Raw genomic sequence first — 16,251 nt, 5'->3', positions numbered from 1 at the left:
CCACAATAAATAATAAATGGACAGCCAACTTAGATGATTCAATTTGAGCAAGTGAGTAAGGTTTACCCCGGCGGGCAAAAGGCCTTGTCAGATGTAAATTTTCACCTCCAGCGTGGAGAGATGGCGTTTTTAACGGGCCACTCAGGTGCAGGTAAAAGTACCTTGCTCAAGTTAATCACTGTGATAGAGCGTGCCAATGCTGGCCGTGTGCTGATTAATGGCCATAATATTGCCGACCTGTCTGCTAAGGATGTTCCCTATTTAAGACGCGATATCGGCATGATATTTCAAAATCATCACCTGCTGATGGAGAAGAGTGTTTTCGATAATGTGGCTCTGCCTCTGGTTATTGAAGGTTTCTCCCATGGCGAGATTAAGAAGCGTGTCCATGCAGCGTTAGATATGGTGGGGCTATATGGCAAAGAGCGCCATAAACCCATTATGTTATCTGGCGGTGAGCAGCAACGCGTCGGCATCGCTCGCGCAATTGTTAACAAACCTCCGCTACTATTAGCCGATGAGCCGACGGGTAACTTAGATCCTAAGCTGTCGATGGATATCTTGCGCCTTTTCGAAACCTTTAATGATTCAGGCACCACTGTTTTAATTGCTACCCATGATCTTGGGCTTATTGCGAGAATGAAGTATCGCACTTTGACCTTGAAACAGGGCCGTGTGTTGGGGAGCGATGAGCTGTCAGCATCCACCACCTACTCACCTAAGATTTAACCTCACAGTGGAGCATAGGGAATAACATGAGCAACAAGCCTCAGTTAGTCAGAAGTAAACTGCCAATCTCTGGTCGTATTGTGATGTTTTTCATTCGCCATATTCAACATGCCATGGGAAGCATGGGTGAGTTGTGGCGTAACCCTGTTTCATCCTTGATGACCATGGCTGTTCTTGGTGTGAGCTTAAGTTTACCAGCTGCGCTGCAGGTACTGGTTAAAAATGCCGAAGCCATTACTCAATCTTGGAATAGCGCAGCTGAAATTTCACTGTTTATCGATGATGCTCGCAGTGACAAGACGATTCAGAGTCTGATCAGTCGAGTGAAGGTCTATTCAGAGGTAAGTGAAGTTAATTATATCAATCGTGATCAAGCGCTGGAGGAGTTTCAGAGCTTATCGGGATTTGGTGAGGCGATATCCTATCTGGACACCAATCCGCTGCCTGCAGTGGTGACCGTGACGCCTACACTTAAGTACTCAAGCCCGACAGGCGCTAGAGAGCTGCTTAAAAAGCTGGAGCAGGAGCCAGAGGTCAGCTTTGGCCGGTTAGACATAGAGTGGCTCGAACGCCTACAAGCTGTGGTGAGATTGCTGGAGCGCACGGTACTGGCTATTGCGGCGCTGTTAGTATTAGCCGTGGTGTTAGTGATAGGTAATACGATTCGTTTGGCCATCATGAATCGCCGTACTGAGATTGAGGTGATGAAACTAGTAGGGGCAACAGAAGCCTTTATTCAGCGTCCCTTCCTCTATACGGGAATATGGTTTGGCATCATAGGCGGGGTACTGGCCTGGATCATCATTAACCTGTTGGTCTGGTATCTGGACTCGGCTTTGGCTGAACTCTTGGGCCTGTATGGCAGTCAGTTAGAGATGCAAACTTTGACTTTGGTCGAGTTGGGTCAACTTGTCTGCTTGGCTTCCTTTTTAGGTTGGTTGGGGTCATACCTCTCAGTACGACAGCACTTAAGAGCGATAGAGCCCTCTTAGCTTGATTTCAGGGACCCATAAATTTTTATTGCCTTATTTAATGACACTTGGGGCATTATGAACTAAGTTTCATTTGCTTTGTCTATTCCCATAGAGCAAAAATAACTTTCGAAAATTAATTGGTGTTAGTCTTGAGGTTGACATAAGTTGTCAAATCTAGGATAGTTCGTCACCTTGCCGTTTTAGTCTAAAAGGTGAGCTGGTTTAGTTTTTACTTAATTTTATTGTAAGAAATCGGTGTTACGCTGTGTCCTTATATTTGAATTGAGCATAGACAACCAGAAGTGAACAGAATTAGTTCACTGTAATTGTTAGAATTTAAGTAAGAAAATGTAGGAGCATGAATGACTAATCAATCAATGGCACTTACGGTTCCTCACGGAAGCGGTAGCTTAGAGGCTTATGTCCACTCAGCGCACAACATCTCAATGTTGGAGCCAGAACAGGAGTATGAGTTAGCTAAGCGTCTACAAGAAACGGGTGATCTTCAGGCTGCGAAACAGCTGATTATGTCTCACTTACGTTTTGTAGTGCACGTTGCTAAAGGTTACTCAGGTTATGGTCTTCCTCAGGCTGACCTTATCCAAGAGGGTAATATTGGTTTGATGAAAGCGGTGAAGCGTTTCGACCCAGATGTGGGCGTTCGGTTGGTTTCATTTGCTGTGCATTGGATCAAAGCTGAAATTCATGAATATGTGCTGAAAAACTGGCGCATAGTGAAAGTAGCAACAACTAAAGCACAACGTAAGTTGTTCTTTAACCTTCGTAAGTCTAAAAAACGTCTTGGTTGGTTTAGTGATGAAGAGGTTGGCATGGTTGCCGATAACCTTGGTGTCTCTAAAGCCGATGTGACTGAGATGGAATCTCGCATGGCGGCACAAGATCCTGCATTTGATCTTGCCAGCGATAACGATGATGACCAGGACTTCTCTCCGGTTCACTATTTAGAGGATCACTCCTCAGATCTGGCATCACAAGTTGAAAATGATAACTTAGAGTCAAATAACCAAGCGCGCCTACTGTCAGCCATCAAAACCTTAGATGAGCGTAGTCAGCATATTCTGCAAGCACGTTGGTTAAATGAAGATAAGACAACGCTACAAGAGCTTGCTGCAACATACCAAGTCTCTGCTGAGCGTATCAGGCAACTTGAAAAGAATGCCATGAACAAGCTTAAGGGACGGATGGAAGCGTAACTGTTTTCTAAGTCTCAATAAAAAAACCTGCCGCGGCAGGTTTTTTTGTTTTTGTATTTAGAACATTTATCCTTTCGTACCGAAACTCGAAACTTAACTCTTCAACACCGTCTCTATCACTCGCTTTCTTGATACTTTCAGGCTTACTGACTCGATCTCCGGCCAAGGGTAGTAGATGCGTGGGCGTTTAAAGCGAGCTATCTTGTCACATAAAAACAGCTCAAATTCATGACTTGCGGTGAGTTGCTCTAACCCCTCTGTGCAGAGGAGGGAGAGTTTAATCACTGCTGCAGGTAAGTGGCCAAACTCACTATCAGCTTGGGGGAATACAATCGCGTCGTCTATCTGGGGATGAAGTTTAAGTGCTGCCTCTATCTCTTCTGGTTGCACGTTCTCGCCGCCACAGACAAACATGTTGTCGCAACGTCCTAAGATATGTAGCTTGCCCTGTTTATCCCAGTAACCTCTATCTTTGGTGGGGAACCAGCCATCCTCTAGTGGCAGATTGAACTTAGCTTGGTTGTCGCTCCACTCCAGATAGCCTAAAAACAGTGTGTCGCCTCTGACATAGAGCTGTTCATCGACAATCTTGAGCTCTCTGCCAGCGATTGTCTGTCCACAACTGCCGTCCGCATTTGCCGTACCTGTAGTGATCTGCGAAGACATCTCAGTCATGCCGTAGCTGGTAAAGCTATTAATATTCAGGGTATTAAGTCTATCAATAAGATCTAAGGAGATAGCCCCGCCTCCTAGTAGCAGTGACTTGACTCCCTGTAGAGGCGAGCTTTCCTTGGTAGCGCTTTGGCTCTCTAGCAAGTGGGCTAGTTGTGTAGAAACCAGCGATAGGTGAGTAATAGGCGTTTGTTTTAGTTGAGCGGCAAGGCTGATCGCTTTATCTTGCATCACCACAGCGGCGCCAGCTAAGGCGCAACGGTTTACGATGGCCAAGCCGCCGATATGAAATAGTGGCAAGGAGAGCAACCAAGCATCTCCAGCCTCGAGTGGGATCAGATCTGCAGAGCCAGTGGCGCTGACGATATGGTTACTAAGGCTGTGGGCCGCCGCCTTAGGGTGACCGCTGCTGCCAGATGTTAAAATAAGATTAGCGGGAGACTCAATACTCACCTCTACCGCTTTGGCTCTACTGCTGCTATTGAAGTCCACGGTTAATTTAGCAGTGGAGAGACCATTATCCGAGAACAGCAGTTCAGGTGTTTGTGGTTTAGCTTGATGAGATGAAAATAGCTGACTGTAGTGCGCTCCGCTCCAGATATAGTTGAGCCTGTGCTGCTTAATCAGCTTAGAGAGTTGCTTAATAGGAAATCGTGGCGATAGCGGACAAAAAATGACACCTGTGTCGATACAGGCCCAGTAGAGTAGGATTAACTCTATCGAATTAGCATCGACACAAGCTAAACGATCACCAGACAAGAGACCCTGAGCAGTTAACTGCTCACCAATAGCGACCACTTTTTGACTTAGTGTGCTGTAGCTTAGCTGATGCTTCACCCCATCTTGATGCCATACGAGTGCATCACGCTCTGGATAGTCCACAGCTGCTTGATGCAGTGGAGAGAGGGCGCGTAATTCAAACTTGTCTGTAGCCAACTGTTTTCCTATTGGTATCGATTTATCAGCTTGATTGAATCTAAGCCTAGCAGATGAGGCTTACCTGACGAGATCAATATGTCGGCGCTAAAGGCACTTAAAGTATCGAGCCCTGGGACCTCATCTGGGGTCATGCTTTGACTTAGCTTAGCTAACGCCTCTATGCCAAGGCTAGATTCTAGGCTTGAGCTGAGAATAAATCTGACGCCAGCATGCTCAGCTTCAGATTGCAGTCTTTGCAGTTTTTCGAGGCTGCCGATCAGCATAGGTTTAACGACCAAGGCGGTCAGTCCGTCATGCATTTCGAACTGATAGTCAGGATCATTTAGGCTCTCATCTAAGGCCCAAGGCATCTCGATAGCTTGGTAAAAAGCAGGATTATCTTGAGGGTTTATGCAAGGCTCCTCAATGTACTCGATGGCATGCAGAGGCAAGCAAGCGGCAAACTCTATGGCTTGCTCGAGAGTGAAACCCCGGTTGGCGTCAAGCCTAAGTTTGAGATCTGGACGTATGGCTAAGATCTCGTGGATAAGCTTGATCTCCTCCTCTAGTGAAGTTTGCGCTACCTTCACCTTAATCGAATGCACCTCCGCTGCTAATGAACGAACTCGGTCGTGAAGTACACTTAATGCCTCATCTTGAGCGCGGTAGATAAGTGGAATGGATTTCATGTTTTGCAAAGAGATATGATGACCGGTTAGCTGATCGTTAATTTTAGCGTGAAGCAGACTTAGGCCGAAGGCGAGGGAGGGATATAGGGTCTTTTCTGAGTGTTCCAGCAAGAGATCTACTGGTTTTCCTATCAGTTGTGGCAAGGTTATCGCTAGCTCATCAATGATCTGCTCCAAGGTCTCCTGACTAAACCCGTTGATTGGATTGCCCTCTATATCTAAACCCGAAAGGGGAGCTAGCTCTACCTGTTCAATATGAGGTGTCATCGCTTCATCTAAGACTCCAAGACTAAGAACCACTCCTTTTCGTCCATCGATCCTCTGTTTTCCCACAGGCAGGCATTTATCCAGAGGAAGCTGATATTGATAGAGTTCCAGCGTATTGATTTTCACTATTTATCCTCGATTAAGGTTTGGATTAGCCAGTTGCTATATTCCTGAGGTGCAGCCAAATGCACGTTATGACCCGCTTGTTTCACCACGCTTAGTTTAACGGGGGATTGCTGTTGCCAACGTGTGGCTAAGGCTAAAAATTTGCTGTCATCACCGCCGACAATGTAGTGGCAGGGAAAAGGGAGAGAGGCAGGCATTTCCCAGAGGTTGCCTTGCTCTGCAAGTGAGCTTGCCTGATAAATATTGAGTAGACCGACTGGGTTGTTGTGTCTGCGTTTTTCGATCAACTGCTGACGTGCTTCGTTAGAGAGTTCGGCAAACACACCTTGTTGGTACCACAATGCGAGAAACGCTTCGATAGGCAAGTCAGTGAGTTTTTTACTCCAGCTAAGATCGTTTTTCGCTCTTAACTGTTTCTCCTCTAGAGTAGGTAACCCCGGATGGCAAGATTCTAGCGAGAGGCTAAGAAGTTTCTGCGTATTATTTCGGGCCAGATGCAGGGCAATACGTCCGCCAAGCGAGTACCCCAGTAAGTGGTATTTCTCGATGGAGAGTGAGTCTATCGCCGCTTGAATATGCTTGGCGATAAGATCAAAGCCGGGTGTTGGCAGTGTCAGTGAGGGGCTCAGACCATGGCCTGGCAAGTCGATACAGACACAGTAGAACTGATCAGTTAACTGCTCAAGGATAGCTTGCCAGTCTGTTTGAGCGCCCAAAAAGCCATGTAACATCACCAGTGCAGGCTTGCTCTTATCTCCATAAGATGAAAGTGCCAGCATCAGCTCTGTTTTATCCAGGTTGTTAATATGAAGGCTATCATTGGCTTGTTTATAATACCTTTGTAGATGAACTAAGTCCGTTAGCTCTGCTTTATCCAGCTGGCAATACGGGCAATCTGATCGCTAGCTTGCTCCTGTGTGACGATGACTTCAATTACCGAGGCGCCTTCATAGTGGATAGCATCTTGATATGACTCTTCAAAGCTCTCAAGCTCCTCCACTCTGTTATAGGGAATACCAAACATAGCGGCACCATAGCCAAACTCGAACCCATGGGCGAGACGATAGTAATCGCTTCTAAGCTTTTCATCCGGTACAGGCAGTAGATTAAAGATGTTACCGCCGTCATTGTTTAGGATAACGATCACCAGCGGGCTTGCGCAGCGGCTGGCAATAGCCAGTGAGTTTAGATCGTGCAGCTGGGAGATATCACCAATAATCAAGGTTGTTGCCCTGCCTTGATGCATGGCGATGCCGCAAGCACTCGCCAGTAGCCCATCGATGCCAGATGCGCCACGATTGGTAAAAGTCGACCCCTGCTCTGTGGTGATGGGGGCAAACATATCATAAAGCCGGATTGGGAGGCTGTTGCCAATAAATAGCTGTTGCTGCTTAGTTTGTGATTTTGCGATGGCGCGAACCACCATGGCTTCTCCAAACTCAGCGTTATCTATCAGCTGCTCAAATAATCTCTCCATCTCATCATTTTGCTGGGTAAGCTGAAGCGCCCAGTTGGTATCCGATGAGCGTGGCCAGGAGAGTGAAGCGATAGCGGTAACACTGGCATGCCAGATCTGCTTGGCGCTATGGCTAGGGTCTAACCTCTTCTGTTGCGGCAATACTTGCCAATAGCTCTTCCACTTATTTTGGGCTAGATAGTCGATCAGGCGCTTAGAGAGCAGACGACCACCAATAACAAGTACTCGCTCAGCTTGCATCAGTAGTGCCTTGGCCTTTGGTTGATGCAGAAGTTGATCGATATTTCCTATTACCCCTGGATGCTGCCTGAGCTGAGATTGAGCGTCGGTGAGTAGTGGCCAGCCAAGCTTTTGCGACAGGGCAACCAGAGCTTGTGGGTCACAATCTGGTGTGAGTGTGCCAGCAATAATAACGCCTTTACCGTGAACAAAACGTGCCATGGCATCACTGCTGGGCAAGCTGCTTAGGTTAGGTTTTCCATACTGATTATAAGCATGATTGGTGTGCTGCCAGTTGCCGAGTGTGCTCAGGTATTGGGTAAAGTTAGCACTCATGGTCGATGGGTAAAGTGGCTCTCTGTACATGCAGTTAATGTGAAGAGGTTGGCTTTGGTTACTAACGGCTTCATCGAGCAAGGTCAGTAGTGCTTCGGGGCGGATCGCCAGATCTGGTGTCGGTAGATTTATCTGTTTTGCATATTGAGCAAAGATAGCGGGCTGAATGATAGCTTGATTGGCACCGCAATCGATAAGCTCCGGCGGTCTGTCACCTGATAATACGATTAGCGGGACATGGGTTAACCAGGCTTCAATCACTGCTGGGTATAGATTCGCTACCGCAGTACCTGAAGTGGTAACAACTGCAACGGGAGCTTGGCTGGCCTTAGCCAATCCTAGTGCCATAAAGCCGAGTCCACGCTCATCGAAGTGCAGATGTTGCTTTAACTTGCTCTGTTTTGCCGCGGCTAAGGTGAGCGGTGTCGAGCGTGACCCCGGTGCTATACAGATATGTTGCACGCCTAAGCGGGATAGCTCTTCTAAAATAAGCGTGCCCCATAATAGGTTCAGCTCAGCAGTCTTTTCAATTTGCATGGATAGGTACCTGATCTTGATTGACTATAGTGTACCCCTAATGGGTTTAAAGGAAAATTATTGGTTTTGATAAGCTTGAGAGTGAAAGGGTTAGTGAAACCTCTATCTTTGGATATAGGCAAAATGTGAGTCGCTAAAATTAGTTCTATCTTAATTAGCCTTTGTGCTTGGTTTCTTAGATCCCAATCAACAAAGGGTTGTTAGTTGGAGTGTTCCACTTCTAGATAATGATGAAAGTTTAGAGGTGAGACTACTATACACTTGTTTAGTTTAAGGAAATTGGATTTATAAGTAATTCTTATAAATTTGAACTTCATCATTTGATATCCCTTAAGTAGTAGTTCATGGTTTAACATCTTGATATTCAGCCATTAACATCTCTTACCTTGTATTTAGTTTGTTATTTAATCATAACCATACTATTCATACGGTTATACCTGATTTACTCAGTGAGCTAAATAATATTCATTCTTAATTGATTTATGTGTCAGCTCACAGTTTTCGCATATTCATTGAACCTATCTCAAAACTGTTTCCGACCCGTTTAACAATCAAGAATCGGCCCTTGTTTATCTTAAAATATTGACATCTTAATTGGTTAACCTCCTGTTCCAGCGGGTGGTTTAACAAACGTGTTAATTATGAAAGGTTCGATTAATGATCTGTCGTCTTGTTAAAAGGGTATTAGTGGGGATAGCCGCACTTGCGTGGGTATCTGTTAGCGTGAATGCCGCGCCGTGGGATCACCTCACTGGTGAGCAGCTGGAGCAGAAGCTCACTGAAAAGTTCACTCAAGGGCAATACTCCCCTAAAGGTGCTGACTCATGCCTTATGTGCCACCGTAAAAATGAGGCTGTGATGGCGATTTTCGATGGTGTGCATGGCTCGATGAATAATAAACAATCACCGATGGCGGGTCTGCAGTGTGAAGCCTGCCATGGACCTCAAGGCAAACATAATAAAGGCGGCAAAGAGCCGATGATCGCCTTTGGTGCGGAGAGTAAGCTTTCTGCATCGGCACAAAACAGTGTGTGTCAGGGCTGTCATAACGATCCTAAACAGATGGCTTGGCATACCAGTACCCATAATCTGGAAGAGATAGCCTGCGCCGATTGTCATAATGTGCATAGTGCTAAAGACTCGGCTTTGGATAAGCTGACGATCAATGACACTTGCACCTCTTGTCATAGTAAAGAAAAAGCAGATATGAATAAGCGCTCATCTCATCCTCTAAAGTGGGATCAGATGACCTGTATTGACTGTCACTCTCCCCATGGTTCCATGAATGAAAGTGCCTTGAATAAGCCCACCATTAATGACACCTGTTATAGCTGCCACGCTGAGAAACGCGGCCCTGTGCTGTGGGAGCATGCACCTGTGACTGAAAACTGTGTGACCTGCCATAACCCCCATGGCAGCGTGAATGATGATCTGCTTAATAGCCGTGCACCTCAGCTTTGCCAGCAGTGCCACGCCCCAGATGGCCACGCCAGTCGTGTAGTACCAGAGCCGGGAATGGATGCATTTGGTGGCGGCAAGAGTTGCCTAAATTGCCATAACAAGATCCACGGTTCTAACCATCCTTCAGGCAGCCTATTTCAGAGATAACTGGAACTAAAATTATGATGTTTAAATTGAATATTATCACTGTGTCTCTATTGGCTATGTCTGGCTCTGTGATGGCGGCAAACTTTGGTGTAGGACAAGCAAACACTGAGTCGGTCAATATGGAGAAATACCAGTGTAAGCGCTGTGTTTCTGAGACTGGCTACTCGGGAAAAGTCACTCTACTCACAGGCTATAACAGTCCTGATGATCTCCATGCTGGTAATGCATTAGGTACTGCAGAGGATGGTGCTATTGCCGCGATAAGTGGTGAGCTGCGCTACCTCAACAGCACTGGCTATAAAGCGAGTATGCAAGCGCATCAGTTGGGACTGGATAATGGTTTTGCCAATCTCAAAGTGGGTAAGTCAGGTTTGTATGAGCTGGAACTGGATTATCAGGCCATAAAAACCTATGAGTCTGGTGATGCCCGCAGTCAGCTTTGGCAAAACGATGGCATGTTAACCCCAAGTGTCTATCCAAACCAATTCGACCTTGCGCTGCAACGTGAAAAGTCGGCTATCGGCTTGAACTATGGCGAGGGGAGATACAACACTTTCCTTCGCTACAGCCAAGAGGAGAAAACTGGCACTCAATCAGCCAGCTTAGTGGCGCCACGTCCAACTAACTTTGGTTTGCCCGTGGACTCAACCACTAAACAGCTTGATGCAGGTGCTTCATTAGCGGGTGACAACTGGCTAACAGAGCTGAGCTATTTTGGCAGTTACTACAGCAACAATATTCAAGACTTAAGTCTGCCATATCTAAGTGATGTCTACTCGGCAGCACCTGATAACCAAGCCCATCAAGTGTCGCTCTCGGGTCAGTATCAACTCGATAGGACGGTAATGTCAGGCCGTTTAGTGACGGGGAGAATGATCCAAGATGACTCTCTGATCCAGATGAGTGGTAATCCACTACAGAGCTGGGATGGTGAGATTGAAACCTTAGATGGTCGTTTTGCCGTGACCTCTATGTTGAGTAACCGCTTGCGTGTTGGGGCCAGTGTCGATCATTCAAAGCGAGACAATAAGAGTTCAAGTTGGGAGTTCACTCAATACAGCTATAACGCGTTAAGCGGCGCCTTTAAGCAAAATGTGCCACAGGATATTAAGCGTAACACCTATAAATTGAATGCCAGTTACAGGCTCGCTAGTGGGTACCGTGTGCAAGCGGGATTTGACAGAAAAGAGGTGGACCGTAGCTACAGCGAGCGTGAGCAAACAGATGAGAATAATCTGTGGGCCAAGCTGAATGTGTCCGCATTCGATCAGGTTAATATCAATCTGAAAGCGAGCCATGGGGTTCGTGGTGGCAGTGAGTATCAGGTCAATGAGCTGACATCATCTGAAGATAATATCTTGATGCGTAAGTACTACTTGGCTGATAGAACTCGAAATGCGCTTGAGCTTAAGTTTAACCACTCACCGCTCTCTTGGATGAGTATCGATCTGACTGGACGTTATGCTCTTGATGACTATGACGCCACCATCATAGGTTTGACTGAGTCTAAGGACTATGGCTACGACCTCAACATCAATTTGCAATTGAGTAAAAACTTAACCGCGTATGGGTTTGCTGGTCAGCAATGGATCGATTCAACACAAGCGGGTAGCCAGAGCTTTAGCTCTCCCGATTGGCAAGCGGATATTCAAGATGAGTTTATTAACTTAGGAGCGGGTTTTAGCTATAGCGGCCTGATGGAAGACAAGCTCACGTTAGGCGGTGATTACCTGTTCAGTAACTCAATCAGTGATACCTACCTAGACGGCAGCGCCCTTGTTGGCAGCGATCTTCAATATGGTGATTACTTCTCCTATAACCACAGCGTGCGTATGTATGCCGATTACGCTTTAAGCCCAAAGATGGCCTTAAAGCTGAGCTATCAATACGAGCGTTATTACGACACAGATGGCGCCCAAGTGGGGATCAACACTGTGCCAGGGCTAACCACTTTAGGTGAGCTTAATCATGACTATAACGCGCACCAAGTGATGTTGTCGTTTAGCTATTTATTGCGCTAGAGCAATCGCAAGAGGATATATTGATGGAACGTAGAAGTTTCTTAAAAATGAGTGCAGCTCTGGGCTGTGCAGCAAGTGTGACTGGCTGTAAAACCAGTTCAGATGACGCCAATGTCGTGCCGCCAACACCACCAGTAGGTGAAGAGCAGATCACTTGGTCATCTTGCTTAGTTAACTGTGGTTCTAACTGTCCAGTTAAAGTGTTCAGCCGTGATGGCGTTATTACCCGTGTGGAAACCGATCACGATGTGCTTGATGGTGATGATATCTACCAAGTTCGCGCCTGTGCTCGTGGTCGTTCACTGCGCCAGCGCACCTATGCTGTCGATCGTTTAAAGACGCCGATGAAGCGCGTTGGTAAACGTGGTGAAGGTAAGTTTGTGCCAATTAGCTGGGATGAAGCGGCTAAGACTATTGGTACTAAGCTATCGTCTGTGATCAATGAGCATGGTAACAAAGCGATTTTCCGTAGCTACGGCTCTGGTGCTTACTATGGATTTGCCTCGAATGCGTGTTTCAACCGTCTGTTTAACCTAAACGGCGGCTGTTTAAATGCCTATGGTAACTACTCTTGGGCTCAGCAGATGGAGGCGGCTAAACACACCTTCGGTACAGGCAGTACCACTGGCTCCTCAACTGTTACTTTATCGAACAGTGACTTCCTATTAGGCGTTGCTTATAACCCAAGCGAAATTCGCCAGTCGGGTTCAGGAGAAGGTTATGACTACTTAAAGGCGCTGCAAAAGAGCAAGGGTCTAAAAGTGGTGATGATCGATCCACGCTATACCGACTCTATGTTAGGTAAAGAGTCTAAGTGGCTACCAATTCGTCCTGGCACCGATGCGGCGTTTGCTGAGGCGATTGCGTATCAGATGATCAGCTCAGGTTGGGTTGATGCTAACTCGCTTGATTTTATCAACAAGTATGCCGTAGGTTTCGACGCCGATTCTATCGCAGCCCAGCAAGCGCTGTTTGCAGCAAGTGGTGATGCGACTAAGCAAGAATACGCCAAGGTGATGAAGCCTGAAGAGAACTACCGTGATTACATCCTAAGCCAAGGAATTTATGCGGGGCAGCCGTTAAAAACGCCAGAGTGGGCTGAAAAGATCACCGGTATTCCAGCGGTGCAGCTAGAGCAGATTGCCACTGACTTACAGAATGCTAAAGCGCCGTATATCGTTGTTGGTGCGGGTGTTAACCGCCAAGCTAACGGTGAGCAGAGCATGCGTGCTCTGTATATGCTGTCGGTACTCACGGGTAAGTTAGGTACTTTAGGTTCATCTAACGGTGAGTTGCCATACATGAGCAGCATGTCTCGTGCGGGTATCCCAACAGGCAGCAACCCAGTTAAAGAGAGTATCTCCTTCTTTACCTGGTCTGAAGCGATTCACCATGGCGAAACCATGACGGCGCGTAGTCACGGCGTTCGTGGCACTGACGGTTTAGACTCGCCGCTTGGCACTAACATCAAGGTGATCATCTCTGCATCTGACAGTTCATTGCTGAACCAACATGCTGAGATCAACAACACTGCCAAGATCTTAGAAGATGAAACCGGTGTTGAGCTGATTGTTAGCTGTGATTGCTGGATGACGCCGGGTGCTAAATTTGCCGACATTATTCTTCCTGATACCAGCTGGTTGGAGTCAAACGATCTCGTTAACGACAGTTACGCATCTGGTGCGCTGGGTTATATCACCGCGATGAAGTCGGCGATTGAGCCTATGTGGGACTGCAAGTCTATGTATGAAGCGGCTGCTCTTATCGCTAAATATATGGGTTGTGAAGCTGAATTCACCGAAGGCAAGACTGAAGAGCAGTGGCTTGAAGAGCTTTACCAAAAAACCAAAGATAACAGTAACAATCTAGGGGTTTACCCTGCATTCCCTGCCACTTACAAAGAGGCGCAAGAGATTGGCTTCTTCCGTAAGAACATGAACGACAAGCATGTTGCGCTTGAGAGCTACATTAAAGGTGGCAAGCCGCTATCGACCCCAAGTGGCAAGATTGAGATCTACTCAGCTGAGCTTGCATGGCGTGCTGCTAACTGGGATCAAGAGTCAACCACCCAAGTTAAGGGCGACACCATTACCGCTATTCCTCAGTACACAGTGACTTGGGATGGTTATGAAGACACGGATACCAGCACTGATTTTCCATTCCAGTTAGCGGGGTACCATACTAAGGGGCGCACTCACTCAAGTTATCACAATGTGCCTTGGCTTCGTGAAGCGGTCGAGGATGCCGTTTGGGTTAACCCAATGGATGCGTCTGAGCAGGGCCTCAACTCTGGTGATGAGATTGAGATGTACAACGATCGCGGATCGATTGCCGTGAAGGTACGTATCACTCCACGTGTTGCACCTGGCGTGTTAGCGCTGGGGCAGGGAGCTTGGTTCAAGCCTGGTAACACACTAGGCAGTACTGGCCATATTATCGATGAAGGTGGCGCGATTAACTCGCTAACTCGCTATCAGCCAAGCCCTGTCGCTAAAGGCAATCCACAGCACACTAACCGTGTTGCCATTAAAAAGATTTAAGAGACTCGTTAATTATGACTCAACCAACTCAATATGGTTTTTATGTAGACAGCACTAAGTGCTCTGGCTGTAAAGCTTGCCATGTGTCTTGCAAAGATCGCCAAAGTAATGAAATTCGTAACAACAGTAACCCAGAAGGCAACGCTCTACCTACGCTTGAAGGGGTAACGTGGCGCCGTGTGTATGAATATGGTGGTGGAGAGTGGACCGTAGGTAACAATGGCTGTTTTGAGCAAAACGTGTTTGCTTATTACATGTCAATTGGCTGTAACCACTGCTCTGAGCCTGTGTGTGTTAAAGCGTGTCCGACCGGTGCTATGCATAAGCGTCGCCAAGATGGTCTAGTTCATGTTGCTCAAGACCTGTGTATCGGCTGTGAAAGCTGTGCTCGTGCGTGTCCTTATGATGCACCGCAGATCGACAGTGAGCGTAAAGTGATGACCAAGTGTGATGGTTGTTTCGAGCGTATCGCTGAAGGTCGCAAGCCTGTGTGTGTAGAGTCTTGTCCACTGCGAGCACTGGATTTCGATACCATGGATAACCTACGTGCTAAATATGGTGATGGAGATGGTCATATTGCGCCGCTGCCATCACCTTCAATCACCTCTCCTAACCTAATTATCAAGGCCAATGTGAATGGTCGTCCAGCGGGTAGTGGTGAAGGGCAGATCTTAAACTTCTCAGAAGTGTAACTCGCTTCTTGTTTGTACAAAAGGCGCCTAAGGGCGCCTTTAATCGAGATTTTTATGTCATTAGATAACAGGTTTGATTTTGAAGCGGGTCAAGGTCTAGCGCGGATTTTGCACCATGTTTTGCTTAACTATCCGACGGTTGAGACCTTAGACAACCTAAAAGCCCATAGCGTAGCGCAAAGCTGGCCTGAGTTTGGTCTCTCAGCAGACAATATCGCGGGCAGAGCTGCACTGACTAGCTACTTGTCTCAGTGGTCTGCTGAACAGCTCAATGAGTTGAAATTGGATTATGGTCAGTTGTTTTTTGGTCCTGGTGAGCCTAATGCTATGCCTTGGGGCTCGGTATACCTAGGTGAGCAGCAGCTACTTAATGACAAGTCTACCTTAGACTTAATGGCGTTTTACAAGCAGCAAGGGATCAGTTTTGAGCTGGAGTTTGCCCAGCCTCTCGATCATATTGCACTGTTTTTTGCTGTGATAGATAGTCTTCTAGGTCAGCTAGTATTAAAACCCGATGATGAGTCTGTGCGCCGCACCTTGGCGGTTCTTATGCAGCAGCATATGTTGCCCTGGTCACACCGCTGTTTTGAACTTGCGATTGAACATGCCCAAACTGATTTTTATCGAGGTATTGCTCACTTAGCGCTGGATTTTCAACAAGTGTTGGCAGTGTTATTTCAAGTGATCCCTATGCCAGTTCGTCTGCATCGTTAAGCCTCATATGAGTGTTCTTCAAGCCATAGGCCAACAAAATATCAAAGCGGAATTTGCGCATCGGCTACAGGGCTTTTTGAATAAAGACCCCGATGTGCGTCAGTTGTTTACTGGTGCCACCTCGATAACGACTGTGGCTAATCTACTAGCTGCATTGAGTTTTCAAGAGGGAGATGCAAGATTCCAATCTGACACGCTTGATGAGGAGCTGGTTTTCTCTCTCTTCTTTGATAGTTTCTACCTGCTGTTTATTAAGGAGTTAGAGCACAACAACCTGAGTCAGGCTGAGAGGCTTATTTTGCAGCTTAGTCGGTATTATGGCGAGTTAATGGCTAAGACGTTACTACAAGCCGAGAGTGGGGAGATGGCAGAGGAGCTTCCAACCAGAGCAGAGCTCCTTAAGAGGGCTAACTGCGTGCTGCAGGCATGGGAGCAGCTCAATAAACGCTACGCCCTGCAAAGGGGGAGCTTATGTAATATGGGGCGTTAGCCTTGGTTATCTATCCATTCGCCTTGAA

Annotated in this window: 13 protein-coding genes; 9 read left to right on the top strand and 4 right to left on the bottom strand. The window is 46.9% G+C overall.

From position 1 onward, the window contains the following. Positions 1 to 33: 33 nt before the first annotated feature. From ftsE to rpoH, 3 genes are all read left to right on the top strand, one after another. The gene (gene ftsE, locus K0625_RS16750) at positions 34 to 729 is read left to right on the top strand and encodes a cell division ATP-binding protein FtsE (protein ID WP_220110741.1); all 696 of its coding nucleotides are present in this window, start codon (positions 34 to 36) and stop codon (positions 727 to 729) included. 26 nt (positions 730 to 755) lie between these two features. Further along, positions 756 to 1,721: a permease-like cell division protein FtsX gene (ftsX, locus tag K0625_RS16745; protein WP_012322853.1), complete on the top strand. Its 966-nt coding sequence runs from the start codon at positions 756 to 758 to the stop codon at positions 1,719 to 1,721. A gap of 344 nt (positions 1,722 to 2,065) precedes the next feature. Beyond that, complete coding sequence (rpoH, locus tag K0625_RS16740; protein ID WP_012322854.1) at positions 2,066 to 2,917, top strand: RNA polymerase sigma factor RpoH; 852 nt, start codon at positions 2,066 to 2,068, stop codon at positions 2,915 to 2,917. A 93-nt stretch (positions 2,918 to 3,010) separates the two neighbouring features. Here rpoH and menE read toward each other — a convergent pair whose 3' ends face one another. The 4 genes from menE to menD form a co-directional block, all read right to left on the bottom strand. Next, the gene (gene menE / locus K0625_RS16735; protein ID WP_220110740.1) at positions 3,011 to 4,525 is read right to left on the bottom strand and encodes an o-succinylbenzoate--CoA ligase; all 1,515 of its coding nucleotides are present in this window, start codon (positions 4,523 to 4,525) and stop codon (positions 3,011 to 3,013) included. 8 nt (positions 4,526 to 4,533) lie between these two features. After that, the gene (menC, locus tag K0625_RS16730; RefSeq protein ID WP_220110739.1) at positions 4,534 to 5,589 is read right to left on the bottom strand and encodes an o-succinylbenzoate synthase; all 1,056 of its coding nucleotides are present in this window, start codon (positions 5,587 to 5,589) and stop codon (positions 4,534 to 4,536) included. Next, on the bottom strand, positions 5,589 to 6,368 hold the full coding sequence (gene menH, locus K0625_RS16725) for a 2-succinyl-6-hydroxy-2,4-cyclohexadiene-1-carboxylate synthase (protein WP_220110738.1): 780 nt from the start codon (positions 6,366 to 6,368) through the stop codon (positions 5,589 to 5,591). Before menH ends, menC begins: the two co-directional genes overlap by 1 nt. An 80-nt stretch (positions 6,369 to 6,448) precedes the next feature. Next, positions 6,449 to 8,158: a 2-succinyl-5-enolpyruvyl-6-hydroxy-3-cyclohexene-1-carboxylic-acid synthase gene (menD, locus tag K0625_RS16720; protein WP_220110737.1), complete on the bottom strand. Its 1,710-nt coding sequence runs from the start codon at positions 8,156 to 8,158 to the stop codon at positions 6,449 to 6,451. 657 nt (positions 8,159 to 8,815) lie between these two features. Between menD and K0625_RS16715 the strand changes: the two genes are divergently transcribed. From K0625_RS16715 to K0625_RS16690, 6 genes are read left to right on the top strand one after another with little or no spacing between them, the layout of a single operon-like run. Beyond that, positions 8,816 to 9,766 (top strand): DmsE family decaheme c-type cytochrome, encoded by a 951-nt coding sequence (locus tag K0625_RS16715; RefSeq protein WP_220110736.1) that lies wholly within the window; start codon positions 8,816 to 8,818, stop codon positions 9,764 to 9,766. A 14-nt stretch (positions 9,767 to 9,780) separates the two neighbouring features. Continuing rightward, positions 9,781 to 11,787, top strand: a complete 2,007-nt coding sequence (locus tag K0625_RS16710; protein ID WP_220110735.1) for an MtrB/PioB family decaheme-associated outer membrane protein — start codon at positions 9,781 to 9,783, stop codon at positions 11,785 to 11,787. A 23-nt stretch (positions 11,788 to 11,810) separates the two neighbouring features. After that, entirely contained in the window at positions 11,811 to 14,327 is a 2,517-nt protein-coding gene (locus tag K0625_RS16705; protein WP_220110734.1) for a DMSO/selenate family reductase complex A subunit, read from the top strand. 14 nt (positions 14,328 to 14,341) lie between these two features. After that, on the top strand, positions 14,342 to 15,019 hold the full coding sequence (locus K0625_RS16700; RefSeq protein ID WP_220110733.1) for a DMSO/selenate family reductase complex B subunit: 678 nt from the start codon (positions 14,342 to 14,344) through the stop codon (positions 15,017 to 15,019). Between the two features lie 54 nt (positions 15,020 to 15,073). Then, on the top strand, positions 15,074 to 15,733 hold the full coding sequence (locus K0625_RS16695) for a TorD/DmsD family molecular chaperone (protein WP_220110732.1): 660 nt from the start codon (positions 15,074 to 15,076) through the stop codon (positions 15,731 to 15,733). A 7-nt stretch (positions 15,734 to 15,740) separates the two neighbouring features. Beyond that, positions 15,741 to 16,223 carry a hypothetical protein gene (locus K0625_RS16690; protein WP_220110731.1) on the top strand — a complete coding sequence of 161 codons (483 nt, stop codon included), beginning with the start codon at positions 15,741 to 15,743 and terminating at the stop codon, positions 16,221 to 16,223. The last annotated feature ends 28 nt before the right edge of the window (positions 16,224 to 16,251 follow it).

It is taken from the genome of Shewanella nanhaiensis, assembly GCF_019457885.1.
Taxonomy (GTDB): Bacteria; Pseudomonadota; Gammaproteobacteria; order Enterobacterales; family Shewanellaceae; genus Shewanella; species Shewanella nanhaiensis.
Note: the sequence above shows the minus strand (reverse complement) of the source record. Positions and strands in the feature narration are given on the sequence as shown.